This is a genomic window from Succiniclasticum sp. (assembly GCF_056977735.1).
On record NZ_DBMCWA010000002.1, the window covers coordinates 200,959 to 219,652 of the forward strand.

General features: G+C 50.1%; 17 protein-coding genes and 1 riboswitch. Of the genes, 2 read left to right on the forward strand and 15 right to left on the reverse strand.

The genetic code is table 11. The features are described from left to right. Window positions 1-46: 46 nt before the first annotated feature. The 12 genes from ACZOWY_RS02075 to cbiD all read right to left on the reverse strand — a co-directional run bounded on the left by ACZOWY_RS02075 (window position 47) and on the right by cbiD (window position 12,950). A complete protein-coding gene (locus ACZOWY_RS02075; RefSeq protein ID WP_484392504.1) occupies window positions 47-1,585 on the reverse strand; it encodes a cobyric acid synthase in 1,539 nt (512 codons plus the stop codon). Continuing rightward, the gene (locus ACZOWY_RS02080) at window positions 1,578-2,717 is read right to left on the reverse strand and encodes a hypothetical protein (RefSeq protein WP_484392505.1); all 1,140 of its coding nucleotides are present in this window, start codon (window positions 2,715-2,717) and stop codon (window positions 1,578-1,580) included. The genes ACZOWY_RS02075 and ACZOWY_RS02080 overlap by 8 nt, the downstream gene beginning before the upstream one ends. Continuing rightward, complete coding sequence (locus ACZOWY_RS02085; RefSeq protein ID WP_484392506.1) at window positions 2,692-3,780, reverse strand: pyridoxal phosphate-dependent aminotransferase; 1,089 nt, start codon at window positions 3,778-3,780, stop codon at window positions 2,692-2,694. The genes ACZOWY_RS02080 and ACZOWY_RS02085 overlap by 26 nt, the downstream gene beginning before the upstream one ends. 10 nt (window positions 3,781-3,790) lie before the next feature. Then, on the reverse strand, window positions 3,791-4,759 hold the full coding sequence (gene cbiB / locus ACZOWY_RS02090; RefSeq protein WP_484392507.1) for an adenosylcobinamide-phosphate synthase CbiB: 969 nt from the start codon (window positions 4,757-4,759) through the stop codon (window positions 3,791-3,793). Between the two features lie 71 nt (window positions 4,760-4,830). Continuing rightward, window positions 4,831-6,210, reverse strand: a complete 1,380-nt coding sequence (locus ACZOWY_RS02095) for a cobyrinic acid a,c-diamide synthase CobB (RefSeq protein ID WP_484392508.1) — start codon at window positions 6,208-6,210, stop codon at window positions 4,831-4,833. Window positions 6,211-6,215: 5 nt separating this feature from the next. Next, entirely contained in the window at window positions 6,216-7,430 is a 1,215-nt protein-coding gene (gene cbiE, locus ACZOWY_RS02100) for a precorrin-6y C5,15-methyltransferase (decarboxylating) subunit CbiE (protein ID WP_484392509.1), read from the reverse strand. Window positions 7,431-7,566: 136 nt separating this feature from the next. Further along, window positions 7,567-8,328: a precorrin-6A reductase gene (gene cobK, locus ACZOWY_RS02105; RefSeq protein WP_484392510.1), complete on the reverse strand. Its 762-nt coding sequence runs from the start codon at window positions 8,326-8,328 to the stop codon at window positions 7,567-7,569. Further along, on the reverse strand, window positions 8,325-9,059 hold the full coding sequence (gene cobJ / locus ACZOWY_RS02110; protein WP_484392511.1) for a precorrin-3B C(17)-methyltransferase: 735 nt from the start codon (window positions 9,057-9,059) through the stop codon (window positions 8,325-8,327). Before cobJ ends, cobK begins: the two co-directional genes overlap by 4 nt. A 33-nt stretch (window positions 9,060-9,092) precedes the next feature. Continuing rightward, entirely contained in the window at window positions 9,093-10,139 is a 1,047-nt protein-coding gene (locus ACZOWY_RS02115; RefSeq protein ID WP_484392512.1) for a cobalt-precorrin 5A hydrolase, read from the reverse strand. Window position 10,140: 1 nt separating this feature from the next. Beyond that, complete coding sequence (gene cobM, locus ACZOWY_RS02120; RefSeq protein ID WP_484392513.1) at window positions 10,141-10,947, reverse strand: precorrin-4 C(11)-methyltransferase; 807 nt, start codon at window positions 10,945-10,947, stop codon at window positions 10,141-10,143. Further along, window positions 10,944-11,648, reverse strand: a complete 705-nt coding sequence (gene cobI / locus ACZOWY_RS02125; RefSeq protein ID WP_484392514.1) for a precorrin-2 C(20)-methyltransferase — start codon at window positions 11,646-11,648, stop codon at window positions 10,944-10,946. Before cobI ends, cobM begins: the two co-directional genes overlap by 4 nt. Before the next feature lie 54 nt (window positions 11,649-11,702). Beyond that, window positions 11,703-12,950, reverse strand: coding sequence for a cobalt-precorrin-5B (C(1))-methyltransferase CbiD (gene cbiD, locus ACZOWY_RS02130; RefSeq protein ID WP_484392515.1), 1,248 nt, complete (start codon window positions 12,948-12,950; stop codon window positions 11,703-11,705). A 166-nt stretch (window positions 12,951-13,116) separates the two neighbouring features. Next, window positions 13,117-13,251, reverse strand: a riboswitch (cobalamin riboswitch). Window positions 13,252-13,438: 187 nt separating this feature from the next. On the opposite strand from cbiD, the gene ACZOWY_RS02135 reads away from it, so the two are divergent. Next, window positions 13,439-14,083, forward strand: a complete 645-nt coding sequence (locus ACZOWY_RS02135; protein ID WP_484392516.1) for an RluA family pseudouridine synthase — start codon at window positions 13,439-13,441, stop codon at window positions 14,081-14,083. An 88-nt stretch (window positions 14,084-14,171) separates the two neighbouring features. After that, window positions 14,172-15,101 carry a class II fructose-1,6-bisphosphate aldolase gene (gene fba, locus ACZOWY_RS02140; RefSeq protein WP_484392517.1) on the forward strand — a complete coding sequence of 310 codons (930 nt, stop codon included), beginning with the start codon at window positions 14,172-14,174 and terminating at the stop codon, window positions 15,099-15,101. Between the two features lie 146 nt (window positions 15,102-15,247). Here the strand turns inward: fba and ACZOWY_RS02145 are convergent, their stop codons facing one another. The 3 genes from ACZOWY_RS02145 to ACZOWY_RS02155 all read right to left on the reverse strand — a co-directional run bounded on the left by ACZOWY_RS02145 (window position 15,248) and on the right by ACZOWY_RS02155 (window position 18,629). Next, window positions 15,248-16,438, reverse strand: coding sequence for a pyridoxal phosphate-dependent aminotransferase (locus ACZOWY_RS02145; protein ID WP_484392518.1), 1,191 nt, complete (start codon window positions 16,436-16,438; stop codon window positions 15,248-15,250). A 210-nt stretch (window positions 16,439-16,648) separates the two neighbouring features. Then, window positions 16,649-17,611 (reverse strand): DMT family transporter, encoded by a 963-nt coding sequence (locus tag ACZOWY_RS02150; protein ID WP_484392519.1) that lies wholly within the window; start codon window positions 17,609-17,611, stop codon window positions 16,649-16,651. A 64-nt stretch (window positions 17,612-17,675) separates the two neighbouring features. Beyond that, complete coding sequence (locus tag ACZOWY_RS02155) at window positions 17,676-18,629, reverse strand: metallophosphoesterase (RefSeq protein ID WP_484392520.1); 954 nt, start codon at window positions 18,627-18,629, stop codon at window positions 17,676-17,678. Between the last annotated feature and the right edge of the window lie 65 nt (window positions 18,630-18,694).

The window sequence follows — 18,694 nt, forward strand, 5'->3', positions numbered from 1 at the left end:
CTTTATTATACCATCAGGCGCGAAACTGCCAAAATGCTCACGCCTCTTATCCGTCAAGTCCGTTCTCCACAATCTCGTAAACTTTTTTCATATCCAGATGCTCACGTACGCTCTGTGCCAGCAGGTCGTACTGCTGTTGTTTATACTTCTGATAGTCGATCACTTTCACATCATCCATGCTCAGGCCTTTTCTGGCCAACAGGGCTTCCACAATTTTGGCAGCAATGCCTTCCCCATCGAATATACCGTGGATGTAGGTGCCATACACCTGCAGACCGCCGCGCACCGTCTGGCTTCCTTCGGCAAAAGCTTCTGCCTTTTCGTTGATCGGTTCTACGGTATTCAACGCTTTGACTGCTTCCAGCGAGGTTATGCCGCTGTGGATCTCATAGCCGTAGAATTCCATGCCGCTTAGGCCGGAAAATATGCCTTCCACCCTGTTAAAATGACCCTTCATCTGGATCGTGCGTTTGTTTTCAACAAATTCCGTTTCTGTGTTCAGCAGCCCCATGCCGGTCGTAACGCTTCCGGCATGACCGCTGTCATACCCAAAGGGGTCGGACAGGCTCCGGCCCAGCATCTGATACCCGCCGCAGATACCAAAGACAACCGTTCCGTTATTGGCCTTATGCAGTACCGCGGTTTCCAGTCCGTTTTGCCGCATCCATTTCAGGTCATCAATGGTATTTTTTGTTCCGGGCAGGATGATCATGTCCGGGTTGCCAAGCTCTTCCGTAGATTTGACATACCGCAACGATACGCCGTCAATCAGTTCAAACACATTGAAATCCGTAAAATTAGACATACGGGGCATCTTGATTACAGCAATATCAATCAGCGCATTTTTACTTTTCACCTGGGTCAGGCGTTCCGACAGGCTGTCCTCATCTTCTATGTCAACATGCAGCATGGGCAGTACACCGATCACCGGTATACCGGTTTTTTCTTCCAGCATATCCAGACCGGGTTTCAAGATGCTGACATCGCCGCGGAATTTATTGATGATGACACCCTTTACCATGGCACGTTCATCCGGTTCCAGCAGCATAAGGGTTCCGTAAATCGAGGCAAATACCCCGCCGCGGTCAATATCGGCAACCAGCAGTACCGGGGATTTTGCCATCCGGGCCATACCCATATTCACGATATCCTGTGCCTTCAGGTTGATTTCGGCAGGACTGCCTGCGCCTTCTATGACCATGATATCACTTTTGTCAGCCAGTGTATTGTAAGCCTTCATGATATCCGGGATAAGCTTGGTCTTAAATTTGTAATACTCTACTGCCGGCATCGTGCCGATGGCCACGCCGTTGACAATGACCTGGGAGCCGCTGTCGCTGGTAGGTTTCAGGAGGATCGGATTCATCAGTACGCTGGGTTTCACTCCCGCAGCTTCAGCCTGAACTACCTGCGCCCGTCCCATCTCGGCGCCTTCTTCCGTAATAAAAGAGTTTAAGGCCATGTTCTGGGATTTAAACGGATTCACCCGTTTCCCATCCTGATGGAAAATGCGGCATAACGCTGCCGTAACCAGACTTTTGCCGGCATTCGACATGGTCCCCTGTATCATGATTGCTTTAGCCATTATACTCACTCTCTTTCATTAAATAGTTAACTATATCTTTGTACGTCGCGATGCCGGAACTTGGCCGGTGCCCGGTTCTTGTTTCCGCGGCAATCACCGGTCCCCTGCCACGGGTATGTTTGCCCGTAACACTGCTTGTCACATGGTCACCGCAGATCACAATGCGTAACGGTTCTTCCGCCGTATCCAGCAGCGGTTCCAGAAATTCTTTATCAATACGGGCGATAAATTCGGCCTTTCCTTCATAATCATGACGGTGCGCCGCTTCGTCCGTCCCGTTAAAATGCGTCATCACAAACGGATATCGGTTGATCATCTTACGGGTAACCGCCAGTTTCTCCCTTATATTTGTGTCCGTATCCGCTGTACAGTAGGAAAGTTCTGGGACTTCCATCTTCAGTGCTTTGCCGATGCCCCGGACGATTTCCGTCTGGCATACCAGTGCGCCTTTCATCCCGTTCAGGGCCTCAAAGGAAGGCATCTCTGTCCGGCATGATGCGCCCCAGGGATACAGCTTATATGTCAGCTCATTACGGTTATACTGTTGCAGAATCTGATCCGTTTCCTGCATGAACACCTTCATGGCAAGGGAAGACTCTTTCAGTTCGGCCAGCAGTTCTTCCACCGGCAGTCCCATGCTTTCATGCGGCGGTGCAGTCTGGGTCCGCAATACATTTTCATTTCGGTCCATAACCAGCAAATTGCGGTAATCAGATAAATGGATAAATTCTATATCCGTCGTCAAAGAACTGAACTGCCGGGCCATAGCCACGATTTCCCTGGCTGACAGCCCCATTCCGTTGAACGAAACCAGACGGCCGCCGCTGTCCTGGGATACCACATTACAGCGCAATACCATCTCATATTCCGAGACATCCCGGTTTTGGGCCAGCAGTTCAAGATAAGCCCGGTTTGTGGGAAAAACTTCTTTGGGAACACCCAGAAGCCGCAGGATACAGGTCAGGCTTCCCGGCACCACATCCTCTTCACAGATGCTGACCTGCGAAAGACTCCCTTCCCTGATCAGTCTGTCCATCTGCGGATGCAAAGCACGGGAAAAAGGCGTCTGCCCATTCCAGGCAGGAATCGGATCGTCGCCCAGTCCGTCAATTAATATAATCAAAGAAGTCATGCTTTACCAGTTCCTTCATTATTTTTATCAGCCTGCGGTTATCACGGCGTGTCTTCACCGCTATCCTGTAAAATCCGGAAGACAGACCACGGTAATTGGAACAGTCCCGGATCAGGATATGGTGTTTCCTCAGCTTTTCCGGCCAGGGATAATTATGAAGCGATTTTATCAGAAGGTAATTGGCCGCACCTTCAAACACTTTCAGCCCGATTATGCGCAGCTGCGCTGCCAGATAGGCTTTTTCTGTGTCAATCAATTCACGGGTCTCAACCAGATAGTCCGTTTCCTCCAGGGCGGCAACGCCGGCAGCCTGTGCCAGCACGGAAACATTCCAGTCCTGTCCGCACGCATACAGCTTATCGATCAAAACCGTATCAGAAGTCAGGCAAAAACCAAGCCGCACTCCCGGTATGGCAAAGATTTTCGTAAAGGCTTTCAGGATGACCAGCCCGGGATGTGCAGCCAGCTGATCCTTCAGACTGTATTCTTCCTCATTCTGTACAAAATCCATGAAACATTCATCGATCAGTAACGGAATATGCAGCTCTTCACAATGTTTTAACACCGCTAAGAGCAATTCTTTATCCATCAGCTTACCGGTAGGATTATTAGGGTTGCAAAGCACAACCATCTGTGTCCGTTTGGTAATCGCTTTCAGGATCTCCGGGGTAACCGCAAAACCGTTTTCTTCATGTAATATAAAATAATCAATCTTACTGTCAACCGTCAGGGCAGCCTTTTCATAATCAGCAAAGGCAGGCGCTAATAACAGCGTACGTTTCGGCTGCAGTGCTGTCATGATCCGGAATAAAACATCAGCCGCCCCATTCCCGCAGTAAACCATCTCCGCAGGGACAGAAAATCTCCGGCCGATCCGGGCGCGTAGCTCCCTGCAAAAGGGATCCGGATAATTCACGCTGTCCGCAACCGCGGCCTTTATAGCGCTGCGGACACCGGAAGGTATGCCCAGGGGATTGATATTTGCGGAATAATCCAGCATCTCTTTGTTCTGTTTTAATGTCGGATCACTGTAAATGTCTCCGCCATGAACATATTGATACATATAAAACTCCTTATCCTGCCGTAAACAGGTAGACGGCCCGTAAGAGGCTGAAGCCGAGCAGGCCGGTAATGGATGTAAAGTACATCAGCAGGTTCATCTGCTTAATATGTTTGGAAGCAGGCTTCTGCAGATCATCCCCTATGGTCTCCTTGTGTACCAGCTTGCCAAAATAATAATGGTCCCCTCCCAGCATCAGATGGAGGGCGCCCGCCGCCACAGATTCCGTCTGGGCAGAATTGGGGCTCAGATGGTGATACCGGTCGCGCAAGAATATTTTCCACGCATTTTTAGTATCCAGCCCGGTAAAAAAACTGGCTGCCATCATACAGAAGGCACAGATACGGGCCGGAATAAAATTAGCTATGTCATCCAGTTTCGCAGCATACCGGCCAATATAGAGGAATTTCTCATCCTTATAGCCGATCATGCTGTCCATGGTATTGATGCCTTTATACAAAAACGCCAGCGGGGCGCCTCCAATGAACATATACAGCATCGGGGCGATAATACCGTCGGCAGTATTTTCTGCGACCGTTTCCACCGCGCCCTTGATCACTTCTTCTTCCGAAAGTTCAGCCGTGTCACGGCCCACGATCCAGGAAAGCATCTTCCGGCCCAGCGGCAGGTCCTGAGCCTCCAGCGCATCATAGACCTTCATGCTTTCATCCCGCAGGGAACGGGTACAGAAAATCTGGTAACACATCACCGTTTCCAGGGCAAACCGCAGCCAGGGATCCACTTTCCCTGCCGCAAACAAAATGAGATACGGCACGGAAAACGATAACAGGCATACAACAAGTACAATGACGAAACCGCCCCGCAGCAATTTATCTGGATCGGTACCGCAAACAGACCGGACCCGTTTTTCAAGCCAGCTGATCAGATTACCGATCAAAATAATCGGATGCGGCCAGCCGTGGGGATCGCCAATCGCCAGGTCTAACAGGAAACCGCAGACGATGGCTCCTAACAACATCATATAACATACACCTCTTCAAAAGGTATAACGAAACGTCAACTCATGTCAATTTAAAAACCACAACAGAAAACTTATTTCTCAGAATTATGTTTATGATACCGGATACAGGCCTGCACAAAGTTTTCAGCAAACCCGATATTGCCCCAAAGGTGCAGGTGCGGATACCCGGCATACAGTGTTCCGTTGGCCTGGGCTGCAGGCCAGGCAGTCGTTTTTCCCGCTTTCTGTACCGTAAAGGCAGTTCCGTTCTCATCGCTGTCCGAATAGTGGAACTCATGGGCGTGGATCGAATCACCGGCTTTGCACAGTACATTATCTGTATTCGCTGTCATATTCACATAGCCAAAACGAACCAGCTTGTCCGTCATCCAGCAGTGACCTTTTACAGCACCTACCCAGGGATATACAGTACCCTCTTCCCTGTAGCCTTCCATCAAATACATAAAACCGCCGCATTCCGCGTAACAGGGAAGCCCGGCTTCCAGTTTTTCACGCAGTTCCGTTAACAATAACGTGTTCTCACTTAACTGTCCGGCATATAATTCCGGGTAACCCCCGCCTAAAAACACGCCGTCACAGTCCGGCAGTTTCGTGTCCTGCAAAGGGCTGAAGGATACAATTTCTGCCCCCAGCATAGCCAGCAGGTCCAGCGAATCCTGATAATAAAAACAGAAGGCCTTATCCTGCGCAACCGCAATCGTAACTTTACCTGACGGTTTGATTTCCAGAGGTTCAAATTCCAGCGGTCCGGCATTCCCGGCCAGCGTCATCAGGCCTTCCAGATCCAAAGACTCATCCGCCTGTTTCGCCAGACGTTCCACGATGGTTTCCAGCGTTCCGATTTCTCCTGCAGTCACAAGTCCCAGATGACGGCTTTCCAGATTGCATTCCGGCAAATGCGGAAAATAACCGTAAACTTTAACGCCGGTCTCCTTTTCGATCACGTCTTTATAAAACTGGTATGTCATCTTTTTAACATTATTCAAGATCACACCCTGAACATTACTGTCTGCCCGAAATTCTTTAAAACCCTTCACAAGGGCTGCCATGGAAACGGCCGCGCCTTTCCCGTTTATTATCAGTACGACAGGCGCTTTAACCGTCCGCGCCAGATCGTAAGCGCTTGCTTCCGTGGTCTTTCCCATCCCGTCATAAAAGCCCATAGCGCCTTCCAGAACAGCTATATCACAGGACGAACTGTTTTTAGCCAGCAGACGTTTTACATTTTCCCGGCCTGTCAGAAACAGATCCAGGTTACGGGACTTTGCACCGATCACTTTTGAATGGAACATGGGGTCAATATAGTCAGGCCCGCTTTTGAAAGCCGCTACCTTCAGCTTTTTATTCAGCAGGGCCCGCAATACGCCACAAACCACCGTAGTCTTGCCGCTACCGCTCTGGGGCGCCGCAAAAAGCAGCCGGGGAATATCCATTGTTACCGTTTCAGCCATCCTGTTCACCCAATCTTTTTTACTGCCGTAATGATATAAATCGGATTCTGTGCCATCATCAGGTTGTATCGGCCCAGCTTTTTATTGTAAGCGGATGCAATATTCACCACATCGAGTACATAATCCGTTTTTTCCTTATAATATTCTACCACCGCGCACAGCGTTTCCAGCGCGATCACATTGATCACGATACGGCACGCAGGATTACGTGCATACAGGCTGTCCAGCATCTTGGCCATGTTGCCGCTGCTGCCGCCAATAAAGACGCAGTCAGGTACCGGGGTCTTTTCCATTTCTTCCGAGGCTTCCCCCGGCACGATTTCCATATTGTCACAATGGAACCGTTCCCTGTTCAGACGCAGCAGCTCCAGCGCCTCCTCTTTCATTTCAAAGGCATACAGTTTTCCCTGCGGCGCCTGCAAGGCAAGTTCTACGGAACAGGATCCCGTCCCGGCCCCGATGTCGTAAATGATGTCATCCGGACGGGGCTGCAATTTGGAAATGGAAACCGCGCGGATCTCCTGTTTGGTCATGGGCGCCTTCCCCCGCAGGAACAGGCTGTCGTCCAGACCGTGGACACACTGCCGCAGCGGATTTCCGGCATTTTCATTCAAGATCATCATAACCGAAAGAGAAGGAAATTCTCCCTGCGCGATTTCCGAAGCGGTCCCGGTTACTATTTTTTCTTCCGGATAGGACAGATCCGAACCCACATGTACCAGCACATCTTCCAGTCCCTGCCTGCACAGCTGCCGGCATAATACCTGCGGGGAATTCTCTCCGCCGGTCAGGGAAAAAACTTTTTTATATTGTAAAACAGCAGAAACCAGATTCTGCTGTCTTCCATGCATACTGATAATTTTAGCGTCATCCCAGGACATCTGCAGCCGGGAAGCAAAATAAACCAGGCTGCTAATCCCACAGTACCGCTTTACCTCACACTGAGGCAGCTTCCCTGCAATGGTTTTGGCCAGACTGAAAAAGCCCACATCACCGGATACGAGGATACCCAGAACATCTTTTTCCGCATCTGCGTTCGCCGCAATTTCCGCCAGCTCAGCCAGTTTTATCGTGGGATATACTTTCTTCCCTTCCCCAAACTGGCCTACCATCCGCCGGTCTCCTGCCAGAACCGTACTTTCGGCGATTGCCTGTCTTGCCGCTCCGGTCAGAAGATCGGGATTTCCCGGACCGATTCCGATCACATTCACTTTCAGCATGACCTGTCTCCTGTCTTACGTAACACACGTTCTAACATAAATTATATCTGACACCTTACTCAGGCACATTCAGTCAAATCTTTCTAAACACATGATGATTGCCGCAGCACACACGGAACGGATCCAACGCATCCAATCAGCAGCAAGTGCCGAACTGTTCTTTCAGTTCCGCCAGCACCTGCTCCAGGTTTTCGCCGGTCTCCGGATTCCTGTCGATCAGAATCAGTTTGGCCCCTACTTCGGCTGCCGCTTCCAGTTTGTCTTCAAAGCCGCCGGCCTTTCCGGAATCTTTTGAAACAATATATTTTGCGCCGGCGCGCCGGAACATGGCTATGTTCAGATCTTTGGCAAAGGGTCCCTGCATGCAGATGATCTGCGCCGGTTTGTAGCCAAGATTCAGCGCGTTGTCCAGCGAGTCACGCAAAGGCAGTATCCGGCAGGTAATGCGTTCCGCATAACCGGGAAGCTTTGTAAAATCAACCAGGTTCTTGCTGCCGGTGGTTAAAAACACCGGTCCTTCCGTACCGCTCAAAATTTCGATGGCTTCCCCGAAATCTTTCACCGTGATACAGCCGGGATGTTCGCTGGCCGGCCGCAGCATCCGTTTGTACGGAAACCCGGTTTCCCTGCAGGCCTTCTGTATCGTATCCGTAACCACTACCGCATAAGGGTGGGTGGAATCCAGCACCAGATCCGGGTGCACCTCACGCAAAAACGTGCACATATCCTCAAACGTCATGCGCTTTGTCTGTACATGGATGTACGGATTGTCAGGATATAAAGACGCACCGTATGCCGTAGCGACAGAGACATAGACATCTACCTGCATGGCAGCCAATGCGTCAGCGATTTTTCTTCCTTCTATGGTTCCGGCAATCAGCCAGACTTTTCGTTTCATAAATGATATCCTCTGGGTGTTACGATCCGTCCGTTAATTACCTTGCTCTGGGAATTCCCGATGATAACCGTAGAAAACATATCCACATTTTCATTATCGCCCAGTTCTTTCAGCGTGGTCAGTTCGTAAGATTCACCTTCCCGTCCGATATTATGCACAATACCGCAGGGAACGTCGCCGTTCTGATGCTTCAGCATGATATCGCAGGCTTTTTTCAGATAATCTTGCCGTTTATGGCTTCTGGGATTGTAAATGGCAACACAGAAATCTCCCTGTGCAGCACAGTCCAGCCGTTTTTCAATCTTCTCCCAGGGGGTCAGCAGATCGCTTAAGGAAATCAGACAAAAATCACAGATCAGGGGCGCCCCAAGCAACGCAGCCCCCGAGCAGGCAGCCGTAACACCGGGAATCACTTCAATATCAATTTCAGGATGATCGGCAGCCACCTGGCACATGATACCGGCCATACCGTACACACCGGCGTCCCCGCTGCTGATGATCGCTACCGTCTGCCCCTTTAGCGCTTCTTCCAGCGTCGCTTTGCAACGGTCCACTTCTTTACGCATCCCGTTGGACACGAATGTTTTTCCGGGGAACTCGTCTTTGATCAGATTCACATATACATTATATCCTGTAATCACGTCACAGGATTCCAGCGCTTTGATGGCACGTGCGGTCATCTGTTCCCTGCCGCCCGGTCCCAGGCTTACCACATAAATTTTAGCAGCCATTTTCTACTCCTTTTGCAATCATTATCCTCTTTATCATGAATTAAAATCTACAACAAAATTTTCAGCAGCCACAGCCAGCGTCACGCCGTTTCTTCCGGTCTTGCGCAACAGCAGTTTCCCACCATGACTGTCCAGCACAGCCGCCCTTTCACAGACATTATCTACGCCTACGGTTTTCGCCACAAAAGCAGAAGGCGTAAAATCCCCTTCCACAGCATTCAGTTCTTCCGCAGAATAAAACCGTACGGGCAGTGCATTGCTTTCAGCGAAGGCCAATAATCCCTGCTCGTCCTTCTTTACATCAATGGAAGCGATTCCTTTTACCACGCTCATTGTAACTTTAAGCTTTGCCAGTTCCTGAATAACCAGTTCTTCGATTTTATCCTCCGGCGTGCCTCTGCGGCAGCCAATTCCCAGATGAAGAACGCGGGGGCGCAATACAACCGTTTCTACGAAAGGCTGTACTGTTTTGCGCAGGGAAATCGCCATGCCGACAGTTCCTTCGTTAGCCAGGACCAATCCTTTGGGAAGAGGACCTTTGATAGGAAAATCGCTTTTCACTCCCACTTTTTTACAGTCAACCAGATACGAAGCAAAGGTTTTGGCGGCATCCATGTTAAATATGGACATATTATGCCGTGCAGCCCATTCGTCCACAGCAAACAGGTCATTCACATCCGTCGCCGTGGTAATTACGGGAACCGCCCTCAAAAAACCGGCAATTCCCAGCGCCAGGCCATTGGCGCCACCGATATGCCCGGAAAGCAGAGGAATCACAAACTTTCCCTGTTCGTCAATCGAAACGACGGCCGGATCCTTTGTCTTGCTGCGGATATAAGGGGCAATACTGCGAATCGCAATCCCCGTGGCGCCGATAAAAACCATGAGACGGCACCGGGAAAAAGCTTCCCTGCACATTTCCTGTAAAGAAGGGCTGATTTCCTTTAAGGCAGGATCCACATCCTTATACCGCCGTGTAGTAAATATCCCACTCTCAAATCCGCGGGACTCAAGATACTTTTTCAGTTTCAGGCTGATCCTTGCCCCGTTGCGGGTAAAAGAGAAAATTATCGCATTCATGTTATTTTACAGGTTTGTGATGTGTCCTGCTTACCGGTTTAATCTGCAACTTGCTTGCATCGGCTTTACGGAATCCGGTTTCGAATGTAGGATTGTACAGCTCGCTGCGCTCATAAGCCGAACCCAGAAAACCACCGACAGTGATCAGGGCCAGATTCCTGATGTTATTGGCCGCTGCGGTTTCTGCAATCGTACCAACGGTACAGTGCAGCACTTTTTCATCCGGCCAGGAAGCTTTGTAAACAATAGCCGCCGGTTCATCAGCTCCATAACCGCCGCTGATCAGTTCCTTCTGGAGCTTCTCCAGCATACCGGCACTGAGGAAGATGACCATGGTGGCATGATGCTTCGCATAATCTTTGATCTTCTGTTTCGGAGGAACCCCTGTCCGCCCTTCCATACGGGTAATGATAACGGACTGGCTGACCTCCGGAAGGGTATACTCTGCTTTCAGGGAAGCAGCCGCCGCGCAGAAGGAACTGACTCCCGGCACAACTTCAAAATCAAGATTATAACTCTTCAGCAGATCCATCTGTTCCCTGTGGGCGCCGTAGACGCTGGGATCGCCTGTATGGAGGCGCACTACCAGTTTGCCTTCCTGGGCAGCCGGAACCATAGCCGCAATGACTTCTTCCAGCGTCATGACCGCGCTGTTCATAATTACGCACTCCGGTTTTGCATAGTCAAGCAAAGCCGGATTAACCAGAGAACCTGCATAAATGATCAGGTCTGCCTTTTCCAGCAGTTCTTTCCCGCGAACCGTGATCAGATCCGCTGCTCCGGGACCTGCGCCAATAAAATAGATCATTCCTGTTCAAACTCCTTTTCTTTTACCAATATCACTGAAAAATAACTGCTTTTATCGTCAACTTTGCTCAGATCTTTGTATATCTTTTCTCCGGGCAGGCCGCAATTCTCCACCATCTGGGCATGTTTCAAAAGCCCGCGCCCGGTCAGCTCATCCCGGACCCTGCCGATCTCACTGGCGGATTTCATCAGGATCTTATTTCCGGGCATGTCCAGGAACCGGCTTGATTCTTTATAGCTGCCCGGCAGAATCGTCAGCGGTTCCGCTTTTTCGCACAGGGAAACATTTAATTTTGCCGCTACTGCACAGAAGCTCGTCACGCCGGGAACCAGTTCCGCTTCATATCCTGCTTTCAGTACAAGTTTATGAACGTAGATGCAGGTCGCATAAACCGTTGGGCACCCTAACGTAATAAAAACCACGTTTTTACCCTGATCCAGATAGTTAATAATATCATCCGCGCCTTTCTGATGCGCTTTGGAAATAATATCATGATCTTTGACCATCGGCATATAAACCAGAAGCTGTTCTTTATCCTTCAGGTCTACGATTCCTTCCACGATATTTTTAGCTACCAGCACATCACTGTCGCCCTGCGGAATTGCCAGCACATCGCATTCCTTAATCAGACGGACTGCTTTCAGCGTCATCAGTTCCGGATCCCCGGGGCCTACGCCAATACTGTACAGTTTACCCTTCATACTTCGTTTCTCCTTTATCTTTTCAAAAATTTATAGCAATTTATTGTTTCCGGATCAAATACCCCTGTTATTTTTTGCCGCGTCATTTTGATGCAGTTTCAGCAATTGGTCTGCATTGGCAGTTTTTCCTAATAATCCGTAAACATTGGAAAACAGGATGGCGCCGGTCTTTACTTTCCCATGTACCCGTTTCTGCATGTAGAAATCAATTTTTTTAACCGCCTCTTCCATCACCGTTTCAAACAGGCCTTCCCGCTTCAGGATCTTTGTCATTTCATCTGTTGTCAGCGCCTGATAAATCTCTTTACCTATCTCCGGAGCAGCGCCGTGGAAAAGAGCCTGCAGGGCCAGAAACTCCGAACGGCAGTCGGCATATTTGGAATGGGTATTCATAACCCCCTGGGCCAGTTTGATCAGTTTACCGGAATGGCCGATGATCAGAACACTCTCAAAGCCTTTCAGTACTGCATAATCCAACAGTTCTCCTACAAAATTGCTGCAGGTCACTGCCGTGCTGATATCAATTTTCATCTCATCCCGGGTAAAATCGGCTCCGTAATTACCAAAGAATACCAGCAGATCCTTGCAGCCGGCCGCCTTACGGGAATTCATTTCCGTATACATGGTATCGATCAGGGCCCGGTCGCTCATGGGTTCTACGATTCCGCTTGTGCCCAGAACGGAAATACCGCCCTCAATCCCCAACCGCGGATTGAATGTTTTAGGAGCAATGGCTGCGCCGTCCGGAATTGAGATTACGACACGCAGGGTTCCTTCAAACCCGTACCGGTCCATTGCTGCCAGAACTTCCTGCGTTATCATTTTGCGCGGCACCGGATTGATTGCGGGGCCGCCTACCTTACAGGCCAGTCCCGGCTTCGTCACCTTTCCTACGCCGATCCCGCCCCAGATTTCCACTTTTTCATCCATCTGTTCAACCGAAGGGGTCTGAGGCTGCATCACAGGCTCTTCCCCCGGGATCTTACTGTTTTTGTCAGATACCGTGGCATAAATCAGCGTTCCGTTTGTATCGTCCGGATCATCCCCGCTGTCTTTGCGGATCGCACAACGGACAAACCCGGGTCCCCGCAGGATATCCAGCACGTCCAGCGTCAGCGTAATTCCTTTCGGAGTATCCAGCCGGATCGAATCAGTTTCTTCCCCGGAAAGGAGCATCACCGCGGCAGCCTTGGAAGCAGCTGCGGCACAGCTGCCGGTCGTATAGCCGCGACGCATCAGTTTACCCTGAGAAACAACAACATCCTGTTCCATAATTCTGTCATACACCTTCTCACGAATCACCGGTAAATACCCCTGTTTATTGCAGGCAGCCTGGCCGGCGGTTCCTTACATAACAAAAAAGACTTCCGCATCCACAGGCAGAAATCTTCATAGTTAACCCAGGACGCAGCATCCTATACAATGCTCTCGCGCCTCTGCGTTACGCCATTTCCATCACTCGTGGATTACGGTGCATTAAATCCGGGCAGGTTGCTGACTGTAAGCAGTGTTTACAGAAAAGCTGCATAACAGCGACGGGATCGTGACGGAATTGCACCGTCTTCCCTTTTAAACGGACTGTACCCGGATATATTCATTTGTCGCTGATATTGAATTATACCATAGTTGGAGCCCCGACACAATATTTTCAGTGAGGAATTCCTACAATATATTAAGTTTTTTCTAAATTTTTTGTATGACGGACAAAATCCTTGCTTCCCTGCCGTTCCGTATATTAAAATTATACCATAGATCGAAGTACTGCTAATCTGCCGAAAGAAGTGTTATATATGCTGGATATCCGTTATGAAGACGAGGCGCTTCTGATTGTGAACAAGCCGCCCGGTATCCTTGTCCATCCCACAACAAAAGAAGATTGCAATACCCTCTCAGCCAGTATCAGCCGTTACTACCGGCAGAATGGCTGGAATCTTACCCTGCACCCGGTCTCCCGGCTGGACCGGCAGACCTCCGGCCTGGTCGTTTTTGCCAAACTTCCTGAAATCCAGGGGCAGCTGATTAAGCAGGGCATGCAGAAAGAATATTTTGCCCTGGTTACCGGAGTTCTGCCCGCAAGACACGGAATCATTGATTTCCCGATCGCCCGAAAACCAGGCAGCATCATCGAACGGGAGATACATCCCGAAGGCAAGCCCTGTAAAACGGAATACCGGCTTATATCCGCCGGCCCCATTTCCCTGGTCCGGTGCCGTCTTTACACAGGAAGGACACATCAGATCCGCGTGCATTTCGCCGGTATAGGCTGTCCCCTCTGGCATGATAATTTATACGGAAACATTCCGGGGCCTCCCCTGCGTCACGGGCTCCACGCCTGTAAAATCGCTTTTGTACATCCCTGGACCCGTGTATTTCTGGAAGTAACTTCCGCATTGCCGGAAGACTTACGCCTGGCGTGGCAGAACAATCTAAACTAGTGTATACTGCCTGTCCCATTATGTGCTATAATATATGCACAGAAGTAAATCACGGAAAAGCTGACTAATTTTCAAGGAGGTTTATTTTATGCCATTAGTTGATACAAAAAAAATGTTCAGGAAAGCCTATGAAGGACATTATGCCGTAGGCGCTTTCAACGTAAACAACATGGAGATCATCCAGGGTATCGTGGAAGCCGCCATCCAGGAAAAGGCCCCGTTGATCCTCCAGGTCTCCGCCGGTGCCCGTAAGTATGCCAAGCATATTTATCTGACCAAACTGGTAGAGGCAGCGGTCGAAGACACCGGTCTACCCATCTGCCTGCATCTGGATCACGGTGCAGATTTTGAAATCTGCAAAGACTGTGTGGACGGCGGTTTCACTTCCGTTATGATCGACGGTTCCAAGTATCCTTTTGAAGAAAACATTGAACTGACAAAACGTGTGGTAGATTATGCCCACAGCAAAGGCGTGGTCGTGGAAGCAGAATTAGGCAAGCTGGCCGGTGTGGAAGATGCCGTAAAGGTTGCTTCCCAGGACGCCACTTACACAGATCCTGACCAGGCAGTAGAATTTGTGGAACGTACCGGCTGCGACAGTCTGGCTATCGCCATCGGTACCAGCCACGGCGCCTATAAGTTTAAAGGCAAACCCCAGCTTGACTTTGCCCGGCTGGAAAAGATCACCAGCCTCCTGCCCGGTTATCCGCTGGTACTCCATGGCGCCTCTACCGTCATTCCTTCCTTTGTAGAAGAATGCAACAAATACGGCGGGAAGATCGACGGGGCCCAGGGCGTTCCGGAAGATATGCTGCTGAAAGCAGGTACCTTCGGGGTCTGCAAGATCAATATCGACACCGATCTGCGCCTCGCAATGACTGCATCCATCCGTAAATACTTCACGGAACATCCCGGCGATTTCGATCCCCGTCAGTATCTGGGGCCTGCCCGGGAAGCCATCAAAGCCATGGTCGCCCATAAGATGCGCGATGTGCTCAACTGTTCCGGTAAAGCATAACCATTACACACCAACAGCAAAACAGGCAGCCGGCCAAAGCCGGGCTGCCTGTTTTTTAATGTGCACTATCCTGTTTCAAAAAAGATTACATCGATCCTGTTCCCGATAGCTTTCCTGAAGAACGAACTATCCGGAACGATCCTGCCTCAAATATGCCCCGGATACTGTTTTACAGCTTCCGCCAGAAGCGCCAGCGCCTTTTCAAGGTCTTCGCAATTTAACACATAGGCCAGCCGGGCTTCGTCCACGCCTTTGCCCGGGGTTGCGTAAAATCCGTTGCCGGGGGCGATCATAACCGTCTCGCCGTTTACATCAAAGTCCTGCAACATCCAGATGGCAAACTTTTCTGCATCATCAACCGGGAATTTGACCATAACATAGAAAGCCCCTTTCGGCTGGGAAGAAACCAGTCCCGGAATCTTCGCCAGACCGGCCGCAATGGTATCACGGCGTTTCTTATACTCTTTGTTTACCTCTTCCAGATACGAAGCCGGGGTATCATACAAGGCTGCCGCACCGACCTGTTCTACCGCCGGAGCACACAGACGGGCCTGGCACAGTTTCATAAACTGTGCACACAGCTCATTGTTTTTGGTAATGACGCAGCCGATACGGGCGCCGCAGGCACTGTAGCGCTTGGAAACGGAATCGACCATGATCAGGTTCTGTTCCAGTTCTTCGTACGTGCCAAAGCTGGTATAAGTTCCGTCGTAAACGAATTCCCGGTACACTTCGTCCGCAATCAGCGCAATATTATATTTTTTTACAATGGCAGCAATCATATCCATTTCCTGTTTGGTATAAACCACGCCGGTAGGGTTACCGGGATTTGTCAGCAGGATCGCCCGGGTCTTGCTGTTAATGTACTTTTCAATCGTTGCCTGATCCGGCAGGCGGTAGCCCTCTTCAGCGTAGGTAGGCACCGCCGTTACCTTAGCGCTGGCCAGTTTGGCAAAAGTTGTATAGTTGGCATAATACGGTTCAAACACCAGAATTTCGTCGCCGGGGTCGCACAGGCTGAAAATCGCCATTTCCAGTGCTTCGCTGCCGCCGTTGGTGATGAAGATATTTTTTGTTTCATAGTGGATGCCCCAGGCGTCATAATACTTCTGGATTGCTTTGATCAGGTTCATGTCGCCCTGAGAATTCCCATACGCCACTACTTCCGGGGCAAAATTACGGATGGCTTCCATGAATTTGGGCGAAGTCGCAATATCCGGCTGCCCGATGTTCAGATGATACACCTTTTTACCTTTCTTTTTGGCCGCATCTGCATAAGGCACCAGTTTGCGGATCGGAGAAGCAGTCATGCCCAGCGCGCGTTCTGAAATTTTCATTTTTTTCCTCCTCTTTAACGAGATACTATAAGATTATCCTGTTTTCCCATATCCTCAGGGGGACGCTGATTAAAAACCAAAAACCTTACAGCTATAAATTATATAGTAATCAGGAAAAAGCCGCAAAAAAAATAGTGTAAAAGAATTTACACTATTTTTAAAACGGGACCTGAATTTCCAAAAGTATATTGTACACAGAATACGGGTCTTTCACCCCTGTTTCCGGCCCGGTAACGGAATCTGCACCAGGACAATGGCAGCAAACATTACTACGCAGCCCAGCATTTCCCGGGAGCTCATCTGTTCCCCGAGTAATACCGCCCCGGCCATGACCGCAAAAACGGATTCCAGACTCATCAGCAATGAGGCAATGGTGGGGTCCGTATATTTCTGGGCAACGATCTGCAGCGTGTAACCGATACCGCCCGAAACGACACCGCAATACAAAATCGGAACTGCGGCAGACACAATACCAGCCCAGGACGGCGTTTCGACTGCAGCCGCAACCAGCGCGGAACAAAGAGCTGCCGTAGTAAACTGAACAGCCGCCAGTTCAATGGGACTGGCAACCTTTACAAAGTAATCGCAGCATAAAATGTGACCGCTGAACATCAGGGCGCAGATACAGACCAGAATATCCCCCCGCGTAAGGCCGAAATCTTCTTTTACGCATAACAGATACATGCCGCCGATGCCAATGAAGACCGCCAGCCATACAAGCCACGTGTTTTTCTTTTTAAACAGGAGAAAATTCAGTATAGGCACAAGAAGCATATACATGGCCGTGATAAATCCGGCCTTGCCTGCAGTCGTATACACCACGCCCATCTGCTGGAAGACACTGCCCGCTGTCAGGAACAGGCCGCAGCAGACACCGCCTTTCAGTGTACTCTTCCATTGTACCGCTTCCTCTTTTGTTCTTTGATTACACTCCGCTCCCGTCTCAGTGAACGATTGCGGAGCGGCAGCATGGCGCTGCAATTTCTCTTTGCTTTTTCTCCGTAAAACACTGGCAAGTCCGCCCACCATCACCGCCGCCAGCGCCATACGGGCCGCATTGAACGTAATCGGTTCAATGCTGTCCATGCCCACGCGCTGAAACACGAAGGCAGTACCCCAGATTAATGCAGTCAGCAGCAACAGCAGGTTGCCTAACATTTTCGTATTATTCATTGGTTATTTAATAATTCTCAACTAAAAAACTGCAGTCTCAATCAAAAAAACGTCTGGCTCCGCCCTATCGCAATGTAATCACAACGATTTCCGGCGTACTGCCAATCCGGACGGGAGAACCCCACAGACCGTAACCGCAGGAAGTCACGCCCAGCATATTACCGAATTTTTTACTGCCGTAATCCAGCAGGTACATACGCCGTGTCACCAGATTCAACGGTGCCTGCTGCCCGCCATGGGTATGGCCGGCCATGTACAGGTCATACCCGGCCCGTTCCGCTTCCCAAAAGCGCCGGGGCTGGTGCTCCAGCAGTAAATTTGCTTTTCCGGGATCACGGCCGGCCAGCTGTTCAAGACAGGGGTTTTGTGGCCTTGTACGATAATCCTCCAGTCCCACAAGGTGAATGTGGCAGGGCAGATCGACCGCCTCATCCACAAGCATACGGAACCCGACGGAACGGAACAGTTCCACTTCCCTCTGTATCCGCCCGTCAAAATGATCATGATTGCCTAAAATACTATACACACCGTAACGGCTGCGGATATTCTTCAGGGGTTCATAGCTTTTTTCCCGCAGCAGGTAATTAAGGCTGTTATCCACCTGATCGCCGCCAAACAGGACAACGTCGGCATTCTGCCGGTTTATCCTCTCTGCCAGCTCTTCTGCATACTGTCTTCCGAACAGGGAACCCAGGTGGATATCTGTCACCAGCACGATTCTCACCGGCTGCGGCAGTTTTTTCCCCGTATCGTGTTCCACTTCCCTCACAACAGGATGCAATGCATTCCAGCCGCCATAAATTATAACCGCCATCACAACGATAAAGGCGCTTTTGGCATACATTGTATAAGTGTTTTGCCATGCAGCTCCATTCCCCGCGATAAAGCCGGCGATCCGCAGCAAAACATACAGAATCCCCGCATAAACGGAATAATGGAAAAAAGCCAGCCAGTACCCGCTCAGGAAGGCAAAGGGACGTAACAGCCCCGGCGCGATATCAAGCCCCGGGCCCCACACATTGACTGCGCAAAAAAGTACCGGTAAAAATAAAAAAAAACATAAAACAAAAGCGTGGTTTAAAA

Excerpts from the sequence above, each read along its gene's own strand:
- ACZOWY_RS02145 (WP_484392518.1), bottom strand. The coding sequence starts at position 16,438 with ATGAAAATTTCAGAACGCGCGCTGGGCATGACTGCTTCTCCGATCCGC.
- cobM (WP_484392513.1), bottom strand. The coding sequence starts at position 10,947 with ATGATCTATTTTATTGGCGCAGGTCCCGGAGCAGCGGATCTGATCACG.
- ACZOWY_RS02085 (WP_484392506.1), bottom strand. The coding sequence starts at position 3,780 with ATGTATCAATATGTTCATGGCGGAGACATTTACAGTGATCCGACATTA.
- cbiE (WP_484392509.1), bottom strand. The coding sequence starts at position 7,430 with ATGCTGAAAGTGAATGTGATCGGAATCGGTCCGGGAAATCCCGATCTT.
- cbiB (WP_484392507.1), bottom strand. The coding sequence starts at position 4,759 with ATGATGTTGTTAGGAGCCATCGTCTGCGGTTTCCTGTTAGACCTGGCG.
- cobI (WP_484392514.1), bottom strand. The coding sequence starts at position 11,648 with ATGAAGGGTAAACTGTACAGTATTGGCGTAGGCCCCGGGGATCCGGAA.
- cobJ (WP_484392511.1), bottom strand. The coding sequence starts at position 9,059 with ATGGCTGCTAAAATTTATGTGGTAAGCCTGGGACCGGGCGGCAGGGAA.
- cobK (WP_484392510.1), bottom strand. The coding sequence starts at position 8,328 with ATGAAACGAAAAGTCTGGCTGATTGCCGGAACCATAGAAGGAAGAAAA.
- ACZOWY_RS02150 (WP_484392519.1), bottom strand. The coding sequence starts at position 17,611 with ATGAATAATACGAAAATGTTAGGCAACCTGCTGTTGCTGCTGACTGCA.
- ACZOWY_RS02095 (WP_484392508.1), bottom strand. The coding sequence starts at position 6,210 with ATGGCTGAAACGGTAACAATGGATATTCCCCGGCTGCTTTTTGCGGCG.
- ACZOWY_RS02080 (WP_484392505.1), bottom strand. The coding sequence starts at position 2,717 with ATGACTTCTTTGATTATATTAATTGACGGACTGGGCGACGATCCGATT.
- ACZOWY_RS02075 (WP_484392504.1), bottom strand. The coding sequence starts at position 1,585 with ATGGCTAAAGCAATCATGATACAGGGGACCATGTCGAATGCCGGCAAA.
- ACZOWY_RS02135 (WP_484392516.1), top strand. The coding sequence starts at position 13,439 with ATGCTGGATATCCGTTATGAAGACGAGGCGCTTCTGATTGTGAACAAG.
- fba (WP_484392517.1), top strand. The coding sequence starts at position 14,172 with ATGCCATTAGTTGATACAAAAAAAATGTTCAGGAAAGCCTATGAAGGA.
- ACZOWY_RS02115 (WP_484392512.1), bottom strand. The coding sequence starts at position 10,139 with ATGAATGCGATAATTTTCTCTTTTACCCGCAACGGGGCAAGGATCAGC.